Annotated in this window: 17 protein-coding genes; 11 read left to right on the plus strand and 6 right to left on the minus strand. The window is 69.7% G+C overall.

Translation table 11 applies throughout. The annotated features are described in order from the left end of the window. Window positions 1–8: 8 nt before the first annotated feature. Together OG758_RS07620 and OG758_RS07625 are read right to left on the minus strand one after the other, a co-directional pair. Window positions 9–1,064, minus strand: a complete 1,056-nt coding sequence (locus OG758_RS07620) for a metallophosphoesterase family protein (protein ID WP_326709260.1) — start codon at window positions 1,062–1,064, stop codon at window positions 9–11. A 168-nt stretch (window positions 1,065–1,232) separates the two neighbouring features. Next, window positions 1,233–2,153: a GNAT family N-acetyltransferase gene (locus OG758_RS07625; protein ID WP_326709261.1), complete on the minus strand. Its 921-nt coding sequence runs from the start codon at window positions 2,151–2,153 to the stop codon at window positions 1,233–1,235. Window positions 2,154–2,307: 154 nt separating this feature from the next. Here OG758_RS07625 and OG758_RS07630 point away from each other — a divergent pair, with 154 nt between their 5' ends. The 5 genes from OG758_RS07630 (at window position 2,308) to OG758_RS07650 (ending at window position 7,362) form a co-directional block, all read left to right on the plus strand. Beyond that, entirely contained in the window at window positions 2,308–3,120 is an 813-nt protein-coding gene (locus OG758_RS07630; RefSeq protein WP_326709262.1) for an SAM-dependent methyltransferase, read from the plus strand. 97 nt (window positions 3,121–3,217) lie between these two features. Beyond that, window positions 3,218–4,228, plus strand: coding sequence for an SPFH domain-containing protein (locus OG758_RS07635; RefSeq protein WP_326709263.1), 1,011 nt, complete (start codon window positions 3,218–3,220; stop codon window positions 4,226–4,228). After that, a complete protein-coding gene (locus OG758_RS07640; RefSeq protein WP_326709264.1) occupies window positions 4,225–5,124 on the plus strand; it encodes a hypothetical protein in 900 nt (299 codons plus the stop codon). Before OG758_RS07635 ends, OG758_RS07640 begins: the two co-directional genes overlap by 4 nt. A 161-nt stretch (window positions 5,125–5,285) precedes the next feature. Then, window positions 5,286–6,905, plus strand: coding sequence for a restriction endonuclease fold toxin-2 domain-containing protein (locus tag OG758_RS07645; RefSeq protein WP_326709265.1), 1,620 nt, complete (start codon window positions 5,286–5,288; stop codon window positions 6,903–6,905). A gap of 19 nt (window positions 6,906–6,924) precedes the next feature. After that, a complete protein-coding gene (locus OG758_RS07650) occupies window positions 6,925–7,362 on the plus strand; it encodes a hypothetical protein (RefSeq protein ID WP_326709266.1) in 438 nt (145 codons plus the stop codon). 289 nt (window positions 7,363–7,651) lie between these two features. Here the strand turns inward: OG758_RS07650 and OG758_RS07655 are convergent, their stop codons facing one another. Together OG758_RS07655 and OG758_RS07660 are read right to left on the minus strand one after the other, a co-directional pair. Beyond that, window positions 7,652–7,906, minus strand: coding sequence for a hypothetical protein (locus OG758_RS07655; RefSeq protein ID WP_326709267.1), 255 nt, complete (start codon window positions 7,904–7,906; stop codon window positions 7,652–7,654). A gap of 678 nt (window positions 7,907–8,584) precedes the next feature. Further along, on the minus strand, window positions 8,585–9,496 hold the full coding sequence (locus OG758_RS07660) for a YceI family protein (RefSeq protein ID WP_326709268.1): 912 nt from the start codon (window positions 9,494–9,496) through the stop codon (window positions 8,585–8,587). A gap of 346 nt (window positions 9,497–9,842) precedes the next feature. On the opposite strand from OG758_RS07660, the gene OG758_RS07665 reads away from it, so the two are divergent. Next, a complete protein-coding gene (locus OG758_RS07665; RefSeq protein ID WP_326709269.1) occupies window positions 9,843–11,033 on the plus strand; it encodes a hypothetical protein in 1,191 nt (396 codons plus the stop codon). Then, the gene (locus OG758_RS07670; protein WP_326709270.1) at window positions 11,030–12,304 is read left to right on the plus strand and encodes a hypothetical protein; all 1,275 of its coding nucleotides are present in this window, start codon (window positions 11,030–11,032) and stop codon (window positions 12,302–12,304) included. Before OG758_RS07665 ends, OG758_RS07670 begins: the two co-directional genes overlap by 4 nt. A gap of 24 nt (window positions 12,305–12,328) precedes the next feature. Here the strand turns inward: OG758_RS07670 and OG758_RS07675 are convergent, their stop codons facing one another. Then, window positions 12,329–13,804: an NAD-dependent succinate-semialdehyde dehydrogenase gene (locus tag OG758_RS07675; protein WP_326709271.1), complete on the minus strand. Its 1,476-nt coding sequence runs from the start codon at window positions 13,802–13,804 to the stop codon at window positions 12,329–12,331. Window positions 13,805–13,824: 20 nt separating this feature from the next. Further along, a complete protein-coding gene (locus OG758_RS07680; RefSeq protein WP_266556419.1) occupies window positions 13,825–15,084 on the minus strand; it encodes an aspartate aminotransferase family protein in 1,260 nt (419 codons plus the stop codon). Between the two features lie 236 nt (window positions 15,085–15,320). Here OG758_RS07680 and OG758_RS07685 point away from each other — a divergent pair, with 236 nt between their 5' ends. Genes OG758_RS07685 through OG758_RS07700 form a run of 4 tightly spaced genes read left to right on the plus strand, consistent with a single transcriptional unit; the run spans window position 15,321 to window position 19,575 of the window. Further along, a complete protein-coding gene (locus OG758_RS07685) occupies window positions 15,321–16,472 on the plus strand; it encodes an ROK family transcriptional regulator (RefSeq protein ID WP_326709272.1) in 1,152 nt (383 codons plus the stop codon). 37 nt (window positions 16,473–16,509) lie between these two features. Continuing rightward, entirely contained in the window at window positions 16,510–17,781 is a 1,272-nt protein-coding gene (locus OG758_RS07690; RefSeq protein ID WP_326709273.1) for an ABC transporter substrate-binding protein, read from the plus strand. Next, window positions 17,781–18,749, plus strand: coding sequence for a carbohydrate ABC transporter permease (locus OG758_RS07695; RefSeq protein ID WP_326709274.1), 969 nt, complete (start codon window positions 17,781–17,783; stop codon window positions 18,747–18,749). Before OG758_RS07690 ends, OG758_RS07695 begins: the two co-directional genes overlap by 1 nt. Next, window positions 18,742–19,575 (plus strand): carbohydrate ABC transporter permease, encoded by an 834-nt coding sequence (locus OG758_RS07700; protein ID WP_326709275.1) that lies wholly within the window; start codon window positions 18,742–18,744, stop codon window positions 19,573–19,575. Before OG758_RS07695 ends, OG758_RS07700 begins: the two co-directional genes overlap by 8 nt.

Below are 19,575 nucleotides of genomic sequence, written 5' to 3' on the forward strand. Positions count from 1 at the left end.
GCGAACGATCAGCCGGAGGTGTGCAGCGGCACCGTCAGCTGCTTCAGCCACGTGCCGGTGGTGAAGTCACGCGCCTTGATGACGACCGAGCGGGGGCCCACCTCGACCTGGAGCCCCTGGTTGAAGGCGCCGCCGAGCGAGACCTCGCCACCCTTGCCGTCGTCCATCCAACCGACCTGCACGGCGGCGGTGTTGACGACGGTGAACCCTTCGAGGTTGCCGGTGCCGGGGACGACGCGGCGCACCACCCAGTCGGACAGGTTGAGGTCCCAGTGCGTGTGCCCGGAGAACAGGAACACGTCCTTGTGGCGGCCCAGGATCGACAGGAGCCGGTCGGGCTGGAGGTAGTCACTCATGTACAGCTTGTTGTGCGTGCCCGACACGGTGTTGGGCAGCGGGTGATGGGTCAGGACCATGACGGGACGGCGGCGGCGCGCCCAATAGGCGAGCCGGTCATCGAGCCACGCGAACTGCTCGTCGCTGATCCACACCTCGTCCCACAGCTTCGCGTCGTGGTAGTGGGAGTAGCGCTCGGTGCCGAGGCTGAGGACCGGCACGCCGCCGAACGAGGTCTCCGAGTAGACCTCGCCCCGCTCCGCGAACGTGTAGAAGCTGCGGAAGAGGGAGTCCTCCGTGGTGCCGTTGGGCCAGGTCGCCTGGGCGAGAGTGTTCGGGTCGCTGTACTTCGGGACGTAGAACTCATGGTTGCCGATGGCCCACGCCACGTTCTTGGGGTGCGGGTGCTTGTCCAGGGTCTGGCGGACGGCCGCGTACTCGAAGTCGTAGCCGCGCGGGGTGATGTCGCCGGCTATGCCGAGGCCCGCGCTGCGGGGGTTGACCGAGTGCAGGTCGTCGAGCGCCTTGCCGAAGTCCGTCAGGTCGCCCTGGATGTCGCTGATGATGTTGAACCGCACGGTCCCGCCGTCGCCGTGGCGCTGGGCCGCGGGCTCGGCGGCGGGTGCGGCGTCGGCCGCGGGCGCGGAGACCAGGGAGCCGGTCGCGGCGAGCGCGCCGCCCGCGAGCGTCGCGCGCCCGGTCGTGGCCATGAACGATCTGCGATCCATCGGTGTTTCCTCCAAAGCGACTGCCCCCGTGTCCGGGTGGTTGGTCGCCCCGAGCGTTACGGGTCGCGATGGCCTGACGACGTACCGGAGGTGACCGACGCCTTAAGACTGGTCTAGCCCAGTTACCTTTTCGAGATATCGCCGCGGCCGATGTGCCTCGATGTCCCTTTAGCCCAGTTCGAGAGTGGTGATGCCGAAGATCCTTTCCTGGGCGAACGGCCGGACGGGGCCGGTGTACATGCGGGCCGTGGCGAACCCGGGGGTCAGACCGTACGCCGCGGCCAGCGCCACGGCCGCCGGGTTGGATTCGGGCACATCCACGGCGACCGGGGCCCGGCCGACCGTGGCGAGCAGGGCGTCGAACAGCGCACGGGCGTCCTGCGGGGTGTCCGCGAACAGCGGGCCGACGCGGAAGGTCTCGCGGCCCGGGCGGATGACGCCGTAGCCGGTGACGCGGCCGTCGACGACGCGGGCGAGCGCGCGATGCCCGTCACCGGCGAGCCAGGAGGCGAGGAAGCGGGGGCGCTCCGCGGGGTAGCAGGCACTGTCGTACAGGGCGATGGACTTGAGGCCGCCCGCCTCGGCGACGGGAATGACGGTGCCGGGTGCGGGGTCGCCGGGGGCCGGGCGCGGGGCCTGCGGTACGCCTGCGTAACGGACGGTCGTGTGCGCCAGTTCGAAGCCGGACTTGCGGTAGTTGTCCTGCTGGGCGGGGACGCCGTCGAGGCCGACCGTCCTGCTTCCCGCGTGCGCGAGGCCCGCCTCCCAGGTGGCGATGCCGTAGCCGCGGCCGCGCAGGTCGGACCGTACGAGGTAGAAGCCGAGGAAGGCGTAGTCGTCGCCGTAGTTGACCACGGAGATCGCGGAGGCCGGCTCGCCGTCGACCCGGCCGATGAAGAAGCCGTCGGGATCCTGGGCGAAGAAGCTGCGGGCGTCTGCGAGGCCCGGGTTCCAGCCCTCTTCCGCGGCCCAGCCACTGATGACGGCCCAGTCGTCGAGCGTGGCCCGGGTGATGTCGAGTCGCTCGGGCACCTCGGGGGTGCCTGCGGTCCGGTGGTTACCGGAGGTGTGGGGGTCCGGTCGCGTCATCGTCGCCTCTCCGTTCCTGCGCGGCGCACCCTGGTCCGCCGCCCTTGATCCATGCCGGGCCCATCCTTCCCGATCGCCTCCCTCCGCCGCGACCACTGAGGCACGATGATCGGACACCTGACCGAACTGAGCCTCTTCACAAGGGAGTTGCCGCATGGGGGAGATCACGCCGCCGTCCGTCGACCGGATCGATACCAGCAAGCCGCATCCCGCACGGGTCTACGACTGGTTCCTGGGCGGCAAGGACAACTATCCGGTCGACGAGGAGCTCGGCCGGCAGATCGTGGCGCTCGAACCGCAGTCCAAGTACGCGGCTCAGCACAACCGTTGGTTCATGCAGCGCGCCACACGGCATCTGGCAGGCGCGGCCGGGGCGCGCCAGTTCCTGGACATCGGCAGCGGCATCCCGACCGAGCCCAACCTCCACCGCATCGCCCAGGGCGCCGCACCGGACGCGCGTGTCGTGTACGTGGACAACGACCCGATCGTGCTCGCCCACGCGGGGGCGCTCCTGCGTGGCACCCCGGAGGGCCGCACCGAGTACCTCTCGGCGGACGTGCGGGAGCCGGAGAAGATCCTTGAACTCGCGGCGAACATCCTGGAGTTCGACCGCCCGGTGACGCTGTCACTCATCGCGCTGCTCCACTTCGTCCCGGACTCGGACGGCGCCCACGACCTCGTGCGCACCCTGGTGGACGCGCTGCCGTCGGGGAGCCATCTGGTCCTGTCGCAGCTCGCCGGGGACTTCGATCCGGAGCGGACGCGGGAGGCCGTGGCGATGTACGCGGCGGGCGGGGTGACGCTCGTGCCGCGCTCGCGCGAGGAGATGGGCCGCTTCTTCGACGGGCTCGACCTGCTGGAACCCGGGATCGTGTGGCTGCCGGACTGGCACGCGGAGCTCGGCGTGGACGAGGTCAGGAACGGTTCGCCGGTGCCGCTGTACGCGGGGGTGGCGCGCAAGCCGTAACCCTGGGCCGCCCCCTAAAAAATCTTTATGGTCACCTTGACTATATTCATGGTGCGCCATATCGTCGCCATGACGAAAACGACCAGGGGGTTCTGCCATGGCCGACATCAAGCGACGCTTCGGACTGCACCACCTGCGCTCCGCGCCCACCGCCCACATCCGCCACCACAAGCGCGGCGCGCTCGCCCACGACGGCACGGGCCTGAGCTTCTGGTTCCGGGCGCTGAGCGCGGCACTGTCCGAAGTACCCGTGGACGACCGGGAGCTGGCGGTCACGTTCCACGCGCGGACCGCCGACTTCCAGGACGTCGCCGTGCAGGCCTCGGTGACGTACCGGATCAGCGACCCCGCGCTCGCCGCCGCCCGGCTCGACTTCTCGCTCGACCCGGACACCGGCGCCTGGCGAGGCACACCCTTGGAGCAGCTGTCGGCACTGCTCACGGAGACGGCGCAGCAGCACGCGCTGGACGTCCTGGCGCGCACCCCGCTCGCGGAAGCCCTCGCCGACGGTGTGACGGCCGTGCGCGAACGGGTCGCGGCGGGCCTCGCCGCCGAACCCCGGCTGCCCGCCACCGGCGTGGAGGTCGTCACCGTGCGCGTCGTGGCGCTGCGCCCCGAACCCGAGGTGGAGCGGGCGCTGCGCACGCCGGCGAGGGAGCGGATCCAGCAGGAGGCGGACCGGGCGACGTACGAGCGGCGCGCGGTGGCGGTCGAGCGGGAGCGCGTCATCGCCGAGAACGAGCTGGGCAGCCGCATCGAACTGGCGCGGCAGGAAGAACAGTTGGTGGAGCAGCGCGGCACGAACGCGCGCCGCGAGGCCGAGGAGAACGCGGCGGCGGACGCGGTACGCGCCGAGGCGGAGGCCGCGCGGGCGGTGCGCCTGGCCGGCGGCGAGGCGGAGGCGGCGCGCGCGGTCGGTGAGGCGCGGGCGCATGCGCAGGAGGCGTGGCTGCGGGTCCACTCCGAGGTCGACGCCGCGACCCTGCACGCCCTCGCCGCCACGCAACTGGCACAGAACGTGCCGCGGATCGAGAACCTGACCCTCTCCCCCGACGTACTCACGGGCCTGCTCGCCCGGCTCGGCCACGACCGGGGTGAGCGACCGTGACGCTCGCCCCGCGCGCCGTACTGGTCCACCGGACCACGGAGTACGAGGAGTTGCTGGCCCGGCACGGCACGCACGGCCAGGCCGCCTTCTTCCTCTCCTCGCGCGGGCGCTCCGTCGAGGAGGTGGCCGAGCGCCATCACCGTACGGCGCGCGCCCTCGCGGAGGTCGCGGCGGCCGTGCCGCTGTCGTGGCGCAGGACCCGTCTCGAGCGGGCGGATCTGGACCGGTTCCTGTTCGGCCCGGAGGACGTGGTGATCGTCGTCGGGCAGGACGGTCTGGTCGCGAACGCGGCCAAGTATCTGTCGGGCCAGCCGGTCGTCGGCATCGACGCGGACCCGGGGCGCAATCCGGGGGTTCTGGTGCGGCACCGGGCGGCCGACGCGGCGAAACTGCTGCCGGCCGCCGTTTCCGGCCGGGCATCCGCCGACGAACTCACCATGGTGGAGGCGGTCGCCGACGACACACAGCGGCTGCTCGCGCTCAACGAGATCTACCTCGGTCCACCGTCGCACCAGACGGCGCGCTACCGGATCGGCCCCGACGACGACACCCACTCGCCCGAGCCCCAGGCCTCCTCGGGCGTCCTGGTCGGCACCGGGACCGGCGCCACCGGCTGGCTGCATTCACTGTGGCAACAGCACGCGAGCACACTGCCGCTGCCGGGCCCGACGGAGCCCCGGCTGCTCTGGTTCGTGCGGGAGGCCTGGCCCTCCCCCGCCACCGGAACGTCCCAGGTTCAGGGCTCCCTCGGCCCCGCCGACCGTCTGCGCGTCACGGTCGAGTCCGACCGCCTGGTCGCCTTCGGCGACGGCGTGGAGAGCGACGCGCTGGAACTGACCTGGGGTCAGACGGTGCGAGTGGGACGGGCCCGGGAACGGCTGCGGCTAGTGGCCTGACCGGCACCCCGGCGACTACTGACGGTGTTCGAGAGCCCGCGCCTCCCCTGAGGCCAGGGGGTGACTCCTGCTGTCCTGATGCCGCCTGGAACCGTTGGATCTTGATGGGATAGAACGGAGTAGCGACGATCCTGCGTTCGCAATCGGGGAGGAGATCGACCATGGGGATGCCCGCTGACTTGCAACTGATCAGCAGCGGCATGATCAAAGCCTCAATGATGATGGTCAAGCACGTGATGCCCGGACTGCGGAGTGCGACCATCGCCCTGTTCCATGAACTGGCCCGGCAGAAGGGCATGGCAGGCGATGACGATGCCGGCCATGAGTTCGCCAAGGTCTACAAGTCGGCCGCCTCTACGACGCTGGACAAGATGGGCTTCAGCACTCTGGTGATGAGCGAGACCGGACGGGGTCTGATGCACACGGCACGGGAGTTCTTGGCCAAAGAGAGCGAGATCGCCTCGAAGATTCTGGGCAAGCAGGTCGACTTGACCGACAGCATGGGCGATCCCTATGAGGACTGCGAGGAGAGTTTCCTCGGCCGGGGGCAGGAGCTGGAAGAGGTCATCGGTGAGACCTCGGCTTGGGACCAATACGCTCCAGGGGGCATGAGTGACCGGTTCCGTGGCTCCCCGGAGAAGCTTCGAGACGTGGCCGGATCGTGGCGTGCGGGCGGGAAGCTGATGCTGCGCATCCTGGAAGATGCCCAAGCCTGCGCGCACACCGCCGACAAGGCGCACTCCGGAGAGGCTGCGGACTCGTTCCGCAAATACTTTGCAGGGTTTGTCGGGTTCGCCTCACCGCCCGACAATGCGCAGCATGATGAGGCTCTAGTCGCGAACCTGGTGGCCGCATGCCATCAGCTGGCCAAGGCATGCGACCGCTACGCGGATCATGTCGATGATGCGAAGCTGAAGATCCAGCAGCACAAGCTGGACCTCTTCCACGTCGACACCCCTTGGGACTCGCCGATGTTCGGGGGCAACGGCGATGACGGTGGCCTCAAAGACGCCGTCCTCAACGACCCATGGATTCATCGACTCGGCGACGTCGCACACGCTCTGGACAGTGCGGAGAAGCGAGTGAAGCTCCCCCGCGGATCGGACAGCCGACCCGGCCTGCCCTTCTCGCCGTTCATCCCCCTGCCCGTGCCGGCACCGGTGCCTCTGGTCCTGGCCTCGTACAACAGTGGTGCGCCGGGGATCGTGCCCGCGTCCTATGTTGACCCAGACGCGAACATTCCACACGCGCCTCCGGTTCCGCCTGCGCCAGGCACGACGCGCCTGTTGAGTGCGGCAGAACGCAAGGAATTCGACTCATTCGTCAATGGGTTGCGGCCCTTGGGTCTGGGAAGTAAGGCAACCGATCCCAAAGCGCCCGAGAACGCATACCAATTGCGCACGGCAGGGTACCCCGAACGCCTGATTCCCGTACCATCGTCCAATAAAGCGAAGAACAAAGCCGCCGACGGGATGCGGCCATCGGACGGCTACATGATTGACTCCAAGTACGTGAAGAACAAGGATGACTGCTGGCGTAAGCCGGAGACCTTCAATGAGGTGGCAGACACGTACAACGCCGAGGGTAAGAAGAAGTTCAACAAGCAATCCTTTTTCAAGGGCCTGGACGAGGTCGAGCTGAAACAATACAAGACCGCCATGGCCGACCACAAGGAGATCCACGGCTTGGAGATCATCACGAACGATGAGGACGCCGCGTCCTATTGGCAGACCCTGATGGCCCAGAAGGGCGTGAAGGGCACTTCACAGTACGCCCCATAGCTCGGAAGGAAATCTGTACGTGAATTTCGACGAGTACGCCACCTCGTTCCTGCTCTACGCTCCCGCGAAGAATTCTCACGGCTGGAATCTCGACCTGCAGGAATTCGGTGCAGCGCTCCGCGAAAACTTCTCCGATGCCGGATATGAGCCGGAAGAAGAGTATCCAGCCCGCCTTTCCTTCTGGGTAATGGACGAACAGGGGGTCGAATTCAATGGTTTCGCCGACACGGAAGTGCGAGACACTATCGCGCTCGCCGACAGTACAGTTGACGAGGTCGCCAAATTCATCGTCTGGTTCCGGGACAGCTGTATCCCTTCGCCCGAATTGATTCGATTCACGTCGGAACTCGCTTACGCCCGCGGCATCGAGGCCGACTGGCGTGTTCCGCGGACCGGCGGCGTGGCCGAGGTTCTCGATGAGCTGCAGCAGCACATCCAGGTTGTGGTCGGCGAATAGACCTGCCACACAGTCCGCCCTGGCCGCGCCCCTCCGATTGACAAGCGCAGGCCGTGACTCGCTGCCAAGCGACGCGCTGCCCGGTCATGAGCGGGATCACCGCCCAGTCCCTCACTTCCCCTGCCGACTTCGCGCCGCCGGCCCCACTGCTTCCTCTGTTGACGCTGGGGGGAGGCGCAGGACGTTGTCGAGTTGCTGGCCACGGTCGCGGTCGGCGGGGTTGCTGGATCGAGAGTGGGCGCACACCCTGGCGATGAACCGGGCCGCCAGGGTGCCGTCTCAGCAGTGATCAGGGCTTGGTGAGTGTCGTCAGGCTGGCACCGATTCCGGCGATAAGTTTCCTGATGTCTCCGGTTGGCTTGACTGCCGCGTCGGTCAGACGCGTGAGGGCCGCGGCGAGTTCGACGTTGCTCTGGGCAAGGGCGAGACTGGCGAGTGCTTGGGTTCGGACGGCTTCGTCCGGGTGCAGCTTCTGCTTGGTGTTCATGAGCTTGTCGGCGTGCGTGCGCGCTTCGCTGATGAGGTCGGTGGTCTTCTTGTTCAAGGCTCCCCCTCGGTGCTCGTGACACGTACAGACCAAGGTAAGTGCAGAGCACACCTGCTGCCAGAACGCCTCACGCCGCGACCCTTGCGGCGACGGACAGGTTGAGCAACTCGCTGCACCTGTAATGGGTTTGACAGTCGGGGCAGCGGAGTCCGAGGCTGTCGAGGGCGACGGCAAGGGGCTGACCGCAGGGGCACGCGACGCGGACGCAACGCGGGGCCTTTCGCCGGTGGTGAGACATCGGGCTTGGCCTGCGATCTGTGCGATCTCGCGGTCGATCTCATTCACGGCATCGCGCTCGTCGCAGACGATCGCAATGTCGGCGAGGAGGACCCCGCAGCTCCAGTCGACGATCGCCTGCACGAACTGGTAGGCGGGTATGTCCCGGCGCTCGCGTTCGCAGGCGTCACGGGCTCACCCGCCGACGACGCGGACGCATCGATCACGCTCAGGATCTATACGCACATACTGCCGGAGGCCGACGGTCGAGGCAGATCTGCGTTGGACCGCTGGTTCGAAGCCGACTCCCAAAAAGATCTCCCCAGATTCTCCCCGGGGAGGTGGAGCCAACAGTGCGTCTACTCGGCGACCGGCTCTCTCGAGCAGTCGCAAGGGGCGACCCTTCGCCCGACTCTGAACTCTGACTTGCGAAATGGCCCAAACCCGCAGGTCTGGTGACTATTCCGGCGGCGTCGGTGTGTCGTGGCTGTGGTACATCGCCTGGATGTCGAGCTCCAGCTTCACCGTGGGACCGACCACGGCGATGCCGCGCGCCAGCATGCTGCGCCAGTCCAGCGTGTAGTCCTCCCGGTGGAGTTCGGCCGTGGCGAGGGCCGCGCAGCGCAGCTCTTCCGCGTAACCGCCGTTGACCATGCCGAGATAGCCGGTGTCCAGTTCCACCGTGCGGCTGACACCGTGCATGGTCAGCGCGCCCTGGATCGTCCACTTGGTGCCGCCGCGGTACAGGAAGCGGTCGGAGGAGAAGTGGATGTACGGGTAGCGCTCGACATCGAGGAAGTCGGCCGAACGCAGGTGATTGTCCCGGGTCTTGTTGCCCGTCGTGATGCTCGCCGCGTCGATCCGCACCTCGACCCGCGAGTCCGCCATGTCGTTCGCGACCTGGATGCCGCCGTCGAAGCGGGTGAACCGGCCGTGGACGTGCGCCATGCCGACGTGCTTGGCGATGAACCGGATCGCGGTGTGCGGCGGGTCGAACAGCCAGGTGCCGGGCTGCGGCAGCTCCGGCGGGCGCCCCATGTGCAGCTGCACCGAGGTCAGCGGGAGCGTCTCACCGGCGACGACGTCGACCGTCTGCTGGTGGGGCTGGAGCCCGTCGGCCGTGATCATGACGCCGTACCGGCCGGGCGGCAGCGTGAGGAAGACGAGGCCGTACGGGTCGCTGACCAGCTTCCCCACGACGCGGCCGTTGTCGACCCGTGTCACCGTGACATCCGCCCCCGACATCGGCTGCCCCATGGGGTCGGCCACCTCGCAGTTGAAGGCGCCGGCGCCGTGCGGCACGGGGTGCACCAGTCCTGCCCCGCGCGATTCACGTCCGGACCGGCTCCTCCTGAACAGCGCGAGGGGCATGCACATCACCTTCCGACTCGGCCGCAGAACCTCCGCAGCGGGCTCGCACATACGATCCCATGTCTGCGATCTCCGCTGATCAAGGGCGCTAAGGGTTACCGGCGGCAACTGCGTGGTGAATACATGGGAATCCGACATACCGCCGCCGGGATGCCTCAGATTCCACACTTCCCTCACCTTTCACCCACCACTCGCCCACGCCTGCGCTCGGCCGATTCCGTGCGTGACGGAGGAGAACGGGCAAGGGCGAACCACTGGGACGCAGCACCACTTCCGCGCCATATGTCTGCCGATTGCGGGTCAACCGTTGACTCGCTCGATCGCGCTCTGACAGATTCTCGACGCCATGAATGCGACAGAGCCCGACCTCTCCGCCAGGTGGAAACGGTTCGCCGAAGCACACTGGGGCAGGGAGCCTGCCGCGGTTCCGTTCGCCCCGGGCCTCGGGCCGGAGCAGGTGTTCCGGGTCGTCGCCGCCGCCTGCGCACCGCCCGCCGAGGACGCGGCCGGCGTCCGCTTCGCCACCGCGGCGCAGGGCCGATTACGCGACGCGAGCGCGCTGCTGCCCGGCCGTGACGACCCCGACCCGGACGCGTACCGGGACCGGCTGGCTCGTCAACTTTCTGGCCCTGGCTGGCTGTTGAGCGTGCAGCAGTCGCTGTGGCGGGACTTCGGGCTCTGGGCCCACGTGCGCGAGCTCGTCTCCGGGCTGTGGCGGGCGGTGGGCTGGCCCACCCTGCCGGTGACCGCCGAACTCGCCCTCGGAGAGCGCTGCCCCGGCCGCGACGCCCCCGCCCCGCGCCCCGGCTCCTTCGCGCTCACGTGGGTACTCGCCGGCACCATGACGGTCAGGCTCTGGCCCGAGCACACCGGAACCGAGTATCAACTGGCAGCCGGAACCGGGGACTTGTTGTACTGGCCCGCCGGATGCCGCCACCTCGATCACTACCTTGACCGCTGCACCACGTTACGGATCGTCGTCCCCGCTCGCCGCGCCGCCGCCCTCACCCACGTACGGGGGCTTCTGGCGGACCGTATGCAGGAGAACCCAGCCTACGCGGGCACCCCGGGCGTCCTGCCGTTCCCTGCCCCGGCCGGCCCGGACGGTGAGATCGGCGCGGCGGGGCCGGTCGCCGACGCCGGGCGGCTGTTCGCCGGGCTCGCCGCCGGCCCGGGTACGGCCAGGGAGTTGCGCGTGTCCTGGGCGGCCCGCAGATCGGCGGCGGGGCTCGAACCGGCGCCCCCGCCACGACCGGCCGTACCCCTCGAGCCCGGCCTGCGCGTACGGGCATCGGCCGAGCTTCTCCGAGTACCGGACGGCCCCGGACACGCCGTCTGGGCCGCGAACGGGCACACCCTGGCGGTCGAGGGGGCCGCACCCGAACGCGTCAGGAACCGGCTGCGGCCCGGAGTGGCCCTCACGATAAGGGAGTTGGGCCGCAGTTCGCGGATGCCCGCGGAGACACTGATCCCGCTCCTGTCCGACCTGCACCGCATTCGCGCCATCGAACTGGTGGACGGAGACGGGGCGGCATGAAGGAGGATCCCCGCGTCACCGAGCCCGCGAGCCGCGCCGCCGAGTCCGCAAGCCGTGCCGCCGCCCCCGTCGAGCAGAGGCAGCTCGACCGGCTCGACCGGCTCGACCGGCTCGACTGGCAGGAATTCGGCGAGAGGTACTGGGACCGGCAACCCGTGCTGTTCAAGTCGGTCACGCCCACCCCCTTCGACGCCCACGAGGTGTTCGAGACTGCCGTCGCCGCGGCCCACCGCAAAGGTCCTTTCAGCGTGCCGCCCTACGCCGGATTCGCGATCGGCGGCGAACCCCAGACCGACCCCGGCGACTTCCTGCCGCAGCCGAGGGACGGCTCGTTCGCGGGCTACCACCAGCGGCTCGTCCGGCAGCTCACCGGCGAGCCGTACTCCCTGTCCCTTCAGGCGTTTCACGCGTTCCACCATCCGTTGTGGGCACGCGAGCGCGCCTTCTACGCCGGCCTTTGGGCGCGCGTGGGGCAGCCCGCGCAGAGCGCCTTCACGACACTGGTCCACGGCACGTACGAGCAGCCGCTCGCCGAGGCGCTGCCCGGTCAGCGCGTCGCGACGTTCCTGTTAGTGCTGGGCGGGCGGCAGCGGATGCGGTTCGGTGCGGCGGACCAGGGCGCCTCCTTCACCGTCGAGGCCGATCCGGGCGACCTGTTGTACTGGCCGTCGCATCTCTCCCCCGCCGCCGAGCCCTACGCCGGCTGGGCGTCGACAGGCGTACGCGTGAGCGTCGTACGGGAGGGACGGCATGCGGCGGCCGAACTCTACGACCTGCTGCACGACGTGACACCCGAGACGCTGCTCACGCCGGACCCGGATCCCGCGGGCGCCGCGCCGCCCGGCGAGGAGGGCCTGCTCGTGCCCGACGCCGAGGCGGGGTCGGAGCTGCCCGCACCCCTGGAACGTGCCCTCGCGCACTTCCGTTCGGCGGGCGCGCGCGGACCGCTGGAGGAGCGGGTCGCCCGGCAGTCCCTGCGGCACTGGACGGCCGGGGGTTTCCGGCCCGTGCCGCCGCCGGCGCCGCGCGGCAGGTTCGGCGACGACGACGTCGTGCGGGCCACGGAGCGCGTGCTGTGGACCGAGGCCGCCGGGCGGCGGCTGTACTCCGCGTGCGGCCATGTGGCGGCCACGGAGCTGCCTGCCGCCGACCTGGCCGCCGTACTGCGGGTCCTCAACTCCGGACGACCGCTGCCCGTCCGTGAACTCACCCCAGCATCCCGGGCGTTGCTCGCCGAGCTGACGGCCTTCCGTGCGCTGGAGCGGCTGTGAGGACGCGCCGGTCCGTCATCGCCGTCACTGTCCCGGCGCCGGGATCGCCAGGTACTTGTACTCCAGGAACTCGTCGATGCCGACCCGGCCTCCCTCCCGGCCGATGCCGGACTGCTTGACGCCGCCGAAGGGGGCCGCCGGGTTGGAGACGAGGCCGGTGTTGAGGCCGACCATGCCCGTCTCCAGGCGTTCCCCGACGCGCAGCGCCCGGTCGAGATCGCGGGTGAAGAGGTAGCTGACGAGGCCCCATTCGGTGTCGTTGGCGGCGCGCACCACCTCGTCCTCGTCGTCGAACGTGAACAGGGCGGCGACGGGCCCGAAGATCTCGGTCCCGGTGAGACCGGCGTCGCGCGGCACCCGCGCGAGGACGGTCGGCGGGTAGAAGTATCCTTCCCCGTCCGGGAGTTCGCCGCCGGTGAGGACCTTCGCGCCCCGGTCCACCGCGTCCCGTACGAGCCGGTCGACCTTGTCGCGGCCGGCGGCGTCGATGAGCGGCCCGACGTTCGTCCCGGGTTCGGTGCCGGGGCCGACGGTGAGGGCGCTCATGCGCGCGGCGAGGCGGGAGGCGAAGTCGTCGGCGACGGAGCTGTGCACGAAGATACGGTTCGCGGCCGTGCACGCCTCTCCCATGTTGCGCATCTTCGCCACCATGGCGCCCTCGACGGCAGTGTCGAGGTCCGCGTCGTCGAAGACGATGAGCGGTGCGTTCCCGCCGAGTTCCATCGAGGTGCGGACGACGGTGTCGGCGCACTGGGCCAGGAGGATCCGGCCGACCTGGGTGGACCCGGTGAAGGACAGCTTGCGGACGAGTCCGCCGCGCAGCATCGGTTCGACGAGGGCGCCGGCGTCCGTGGTCGTGACGACGTTCAGGACGCCGTCGGGCAGGCCCGCCTCGGTGAGGATCCCGGCCAGGGCCAGGGTGCACAGGGGTGTCTGCGGGGCGGGCTTGAGGACCATGGTGCAGCCCGCGGCGACGGCCGGGCCGATCTTGCGGGTGCCCATGGCGAGCGGGAAGTTCCAAGGGGTGACGAGCAGACAGGGGCCGACGGGCCGGCGCATGATCAGGTGGCGGCTGCGGCCGTCGGGCGAGGGTGCGAATCCGCCCTCGATCCGTACGGCCTCCTCGGAGAACCAGCGGAAGAACTCTGCGGCGTACGCGACCTCGCCGCGCGCCTCCGCGAGGGGCTTGCCCATCTCCAGGGTCATGAGGAGCGCGAGGTCGTCGGTGCGGGAGATGATGATCTCGTAGGCGCGGCGCAGGATCTCGCTGCGGGCGCGGGGCGCGGTGGCGGCCCATGACTCCTGTGCGGCCGCGGCGGCCTCCGCGGCGCGCCGGCCGTCGTCGGGGCCGGCGTCGGCGACCTGGCACAGGCTCTCGCCGGTGGCCGGGTTGTCGACGGGGAAGGTGCGGCCCCCGGCCGCGTCCTGGAGGCGGCCGCCGATGAGGAGCTGCTTGGGGACGTCCTCGACGACTCGGGGCGTGGGGTGGGTCGTTGTCATACCGGTTCCTCCGTCGCTGGTCAGCGGGTTGCCGTCGCGGTCTCCACGGCCGCGGCCCAGGCCCGCAGGCCGTCGTCGATCTGCCCCTCGTCGACGACGAGCGCGGGAATCATCCGCACGACGTTGCCCCACGGTCCGCAGAGCAGGAGCAGCAGTCCCTCGTCGGCGGCGGCCTGCTGGGCGCGTACGGCGGTCGCCGCGTCGGGTTCCCCGTCCGGGGTGGTGAACTCGCTGGCGAGCATCAGGCCGAGGCCCCGTACGTCGCCGATCGCCTCCGTCTTCGCGGCGACGTCCTCCAGGCCGGAGCGCAGGCGGGCGCCCATGGCGGCCGCGTTGGCGACGAGCCCTTCCTCCTCGACGACCTCCAGGGTGGCGACGGCGGCGGCGCAGGCGACGGCGTTGCCGCCGTAGGTGCCGCCCTGCGAGCCGGGCCGCGCCTTGTGCATCAGCGCCTCGGGGGCGGCGATCCCGGAGAGCGGGAAGCCGCTGGCGAGGCCCTTCGCGGTGATGAGGATGTCGGGGCGTACGCCGAAGTGGTCGTGGCCCCAGAAGCGTCCGGTGCGGCCGACGCCGGTCTGCACCTCGTCGAGGACGAGCAGGATGCCGTGACGGTCGGCGCGCTCCCTGAGGCCTTGCAGGAAGGCGGTGTTGGCGGGGACGTAGCCGCCTTCGCCGAGGACGGGTTCGACGAGGATCGCGGCGGTGTCGTCCGGGTCGGAGACGGTCTGGAGGAGGTGGTCGAACTCGCGCAGCGCGAACCGCGTCGCGGTCTCCTCGTCCCAGCCGTAGTGGTAGGCGTTCGGGAAGGGAGTGATGGCGACGCCCGCCATCAGCGGTCCGAAGCCGGTACGGATCTTCGTGCCGGACGTGGTGAGGGAGGCGGCGGCGACGGTGCGGCCGTGGAAGCCGCCGTGCGCGACGACGATGTTGGGCCGGCCGGTGGCCTGCCGGGCGAGCCGCATGGCCGCCTCGACGGCCTCGCTGCCGGAGTTGGCGAAGAAGAGGCTGTCGAGTCCTTCGGGGAGAACGGATCCCAGCTTCTCGACGAGGCGCTGAAGGGGCCGGTGCAGGACGGTCGTGTACTGGCCGTGGATGAGGGTGGCCACCTGCTCCTGAGCGGCGGCGACCACGCGCGGATGACAGTGGCCGGTACTGGTGACGCCGATTCCGGCGGTGAAGTCCAGATAGCGGCGGCCGTCGGTGCCGTAGAGATGGACGCCTTCCCCGCGTTCGGCGACGACGGGGGTGGCCTGGCGCAGATGCTCGGACAGTCGCGTCATGCCTCCACCCTCAACGCTGAGCCGAAAGGACGTCAATGGGCCTTCTGTGACGATCCGCCCCACGGGGGGTCACGGGTCACCCGGGTGGCCTCAACGACTCTCGGCTCCGTCACCCGTCGCAGGCCCGCTCACCCAATGCGCAAGAGTTCTGCGTAACCGGCTCAACCGGCAGGGTTCCCAAGGGAGTCGGATTATGCAACAGTCCTGCGCAACCCGATGCGAGGGAGCGGTTCGGCATGGCTGGGGCACGGGGGCATGACCTTGCGGCGTTGCGCGGGCTCAACACGGGTGTCGTGCTGCGGGCACTGCGCAGGGAGAGTCCGCAGACCGTCAGCCAGCTGACGGGTGCGACCGGGCTGTCGCGGCCCACGGTCGAGGCGCTGGTCGACGAGCTCGTCTCGCAGGGCTGGATCGCCGAGACCGGCGCTCCGTCCGCCGGGCGCGCCCCCGGCCGTCCGGCCCGTCGGCTGCGTTTCCGGTCCGAGGCCGGGCATGTCGTCGGTGTCGACATCGGGCTGCGCAAGATCGTGCTGGTGCTCGCCCGGCTCGACGGCGAGGTCGTCGCGCGTGAACGGGAGCACATCGCCGAGGAGTTGAGTGGCACGGAGCGTATCGAGCTGCTCCGCGGACGGCTGCGCCGCTTCATCGCCGACCACGGTCTGCGGGCCGACGCCGTCTGGGCCATCGGCATCGGCGTGCCGGGCATGGTCGACGACACGGGCCGGATCCGGTCGGTGATCGTCCCGGACTGGACCGACCTGGATCTCGCGCGGCGCCTCGCCGACGACTTCCCGTGCCGGATCCTCGTCGAGAACGACGTGAATCTCGCGGTGCTCGCCGAGCACTGGCAGGGCGCGGCGACGCTCGCGGACGACGTGGCCTGCGTGCTCGTCGGACGGCGCATCTCCTGCGGCCTGATGATCAACGGCAAGCTGCACCGGGGGCGCCGCGGCGGCGCGGGCGAGCTGGGCATCCTGCCCCAACTCGGCCTGGACGCCGCCGAGAAGTGGCTGGCGTGGGACGGCGAGCGGCTCCCGGGCGAGTCCGAGACGGACGCCCTCGCGCGGGCGGTACGGGCCGGGGACAGCGAGGCGCGCGGCGTGCTCGACGGCTACCTCGCCGGGGTCGCCCCGGGAATCGCCGCGCTCGTTCTCGCCCTGGACCCCGAGCTCCTGGTCCTCTCCGGCGCGCTCGCCCCGGTCGGTAAGGCACTCGGGCCGCTGCTCACGGAGCAGCTGCGGCCGCTGACGCTGCACGTTCCCCGCATCGCGGTCAGCGCGCTCGGCCGTGAGGGCGTGGCCCTCGGCGCGGTACGCCGCGCGCTCGACGCTCTCGACCCCCATCTCCCGTACGGGACCGGGCCGTTGCGCCCGTCCCCTGCCCCCTGACCTCTCCACCGCCCCCCCTCACCCTCCGGAGGCGCGTATGCGCAGGAGAACGCTTCTCGCCGGTGCGCTCGCGGCCACGCCCCTCGTGGCCGCGTGCGACAACGGCGGCGGGGCTTCCGGTTCCACCTCGTCGGGCGGCCGCGGCCGCACCACCATCTCGTACGGCATCTGGGACCAGGCCCAGCTCGCGGGCATGCAGCAGATCGTCAAGGCGTTCGAGGCCAAGAACCCCGGCATCTCCGTGGACATCCAGCTCACGCCCTGGTCCTCGTACTGGACGACGCTCAGGACGTCGATGCGCGGCGGGACCGCGCCCGACGTGTTCTGGATGAACGCCGTGAACATCCAGCTCTACGCGGCGAACGGCGTTCTGGAGCCGCTCGGCCAGTACGCGGCCCGCGACCGCACCCCGCTCGGCCGGCACCCCGAGGCTCTCGTCAGGCTGTACGCGTACGACGGCACGCAGTACGGGATTCCGAAGGACTTCGACACGGTCGGGCTCTGGTACAACAAGGCGCTGTTCGACAAGGCCGGTGTCGGATACCCGGACGCCTCCTGGACCTGGGACGACGTACGGGACGCGGCGCGCGAGCTGACGAACCCGCGGACGCGGGTGTACGGGATCGCCGCCGAGATGGACCGGCAGAAAAACTTCTATCCCTCGATCTTCGGTGCGGGCGGCTACGTCCTGCGCGACGGGCACTCCGGCTTCGGCGACGAGCGCTCCGTCGAGGGGCTGCGCTTGTGGACCGATCTCGTCGACCGCGGCTGGTCGCCGCCGCAGAGCGCGATGGCGGACGTGAAGGGCCGCAACCTGTATCTGTCCGAGCAGGTCGCCATGAACTACGACCTGTCGGCGATGGCGTCCTTCATGCACGCCACCCCCGCGATCAAGGACCACGGCGGCGTCGCCGTCCTCCCCAAGGGCCGCGAGCGGGCCACCGTCATCCACGGTCTCGCGAACGTGGTGAGCGCCAAGTCCCGTAAGAAACAGGCCGCTTGGAAGTTCGTGGACTTCCTGGCGCGGCGCGAGGCGGCCGAGATCCAGTCGAAGGGCGGCGTCACCATCTCCTCGTACACCGGGACGCAGGACGCCTGGCTCAAGTCGATGCCCGAGTTCGACCTCAAGGTCTTCATCGACATGCTCGACCACGCGGTCCCGTACCCGAGCTCCCGGAACACGGCCGTGTGGGAGGACCTCGAGTATCTGCTGCTCGGCGCGCCCTTCAGCGGCAAGGGCGGCATCGAGTCCGCCGCGAGGACGCTCGGCCGGCAGATGGACAGGGCGCTCGACGAGGAGGGCAAGTGATGGCTGTTTTCCCCTCGACCGCCGCCGCCGAGGCGGAGGGCCGGATCAGGAGGCCGCGCACCAAGACGGGCCGCGACGGCAGCGTACGCGGCCCCAACTCCCGTACACAGAAAGCCGCTTACGCCTTCATCGCGCCGATCGCCGTCGGGTTCCTGGTCTTCTACATCTGGCCGATGATCCAGACGTTCGGCTACAGCTTCACATCCTTCGGACCCTTCGGCGGCAACTCGTGGGTGGGGGGCGACAATTACGCCCGCGTCGTCCGCGACGTCACGGTGTGGCGGGCGCTCGGCAACACGCTTCTGTACGGGGCGATCGGCCTGATCACACTGCCGGTCTCGATCACCGTCGCCGCCCTGCTCGACCGGCGCGGCCTGCGAGGGGTCGGCGTCTACCGCGCCCTGTACTTCATCCCGTTCGTCACCCTGCCCGTCGCCGTCGGCCTGGTCTGGAACTGGCTGTACAACGGCAACTTCGGCCTTCTCAACGAGGTGCTGTCGTGGTTCGGCGTCTCCCGGCACTTCTGGGCGTCCGACCCGTCGTCCGCACTGTGGGCCATCGGGCTCGTCCTCGTGTGGCAGAGCGTCGGCTACTACTTGATCATCTTCATCGCGGGGATCAAGGCCATCCCGCAGGACTACTACGAGGCCGCGGAGCTGGACGGTGCGGGCCCGGTGCGCCGCTTCTTCCGGATCACCCTGCCGCTCCTGAGCCCCAGCATCTTCTTCGCCGCGGTCATCTGCGTGATCAACTCACTGCAGCTCTTCGACCTCATCTACGTGATGATGAGCCCCACGAACCCGGCCCTCGGCTCCACGCAGTCCGTGGTGAGCCTCTTTTACCAGTGGGCGTTCCAGCAGAACAACCAGGGCGCCGCGGCCGCCCTCGCGTTCGTCCTGATGCTGCTCACGGCGGCGCTGACCTACATCCAGTTCCGGCTCCAGAAGAAGTGGGTGCACTATGCCTGAGCGCTCCCGGGTCCGTCCCGGCTCCGTCGCCACGCACGCACTGCTCTCGCTGGGCGCCCTGGTGATGGTCTTCCCGTTCCTGTGGCAGCTCCTGACGGCGCTCAAGACCCTGCCGGAGGCGGTGCACGTCCCGACGACCTTCTTTCCTGAGCGCCTCAACTGGGCCGCTTTCAAAGAGGTCTTCACCGCCATGCCGTACGGCGAGATGCTCGGCAACAGCGTCGTGAACACCGTGGGCCGGACGGCGGGACAGCTCGTCTTCTGCTCGCTCGCCGCGTACGCCTTCGCCCGTATGCGGTTCCGCGGCAAGAACGTCCTGTTCGCGCTGTTCCTGTCGGTGCTGCTCGTGCCGTCGTCGCTGCTGATCCTGCCGCAGTACGACATCATCCAGCGGCTCGGCCTGCTCAACACAACGCCCGCGCTCTTCCTGCCCGGCATGTTCAGCGCCTTCGGGACCTTCCTCCTGCGGCAGTTCTTCATGGCGCTGCCGAGGGAGCTGGAGGAGGCGGCCCGCATCGACGGCGCCGGGCCCTTCCGGATCTTCTGGTCCATCATGCTGCCGCTGATCCGCCCGGCGCTCGCCGCGCTCGCGGTGATCACGGCGATGTGGTCGTGGAACGACCTGCTGTGGCCGCTCGTGGTGAACACCGATCCGGCGAAGATGCCGATCAGCGCGGGCCTGACGTCCCTGGAGGGCCAGTTCGAGACCAACTACCCGGTGATGATGGCGGGTTCACTCATCGCGAGTCTTCCCATGATCGTCCTCTATCTCTTCCTCCAGCGGCACTTCGTGCAGGGCATCGCCCAGAGCGGCACGAAGGGCTGA

This window comes from Streptomyces sp. NBC_01474, from assembly GCF_035918215.1.
In the GTDB taxonomy this organism is placed as follows: domain Bacteria; phylum Actinomycetota; class Actinomycetes; order Streptomycetales; family Streptomycetaceae; genus Streptomyces; species Streptomyces aureus.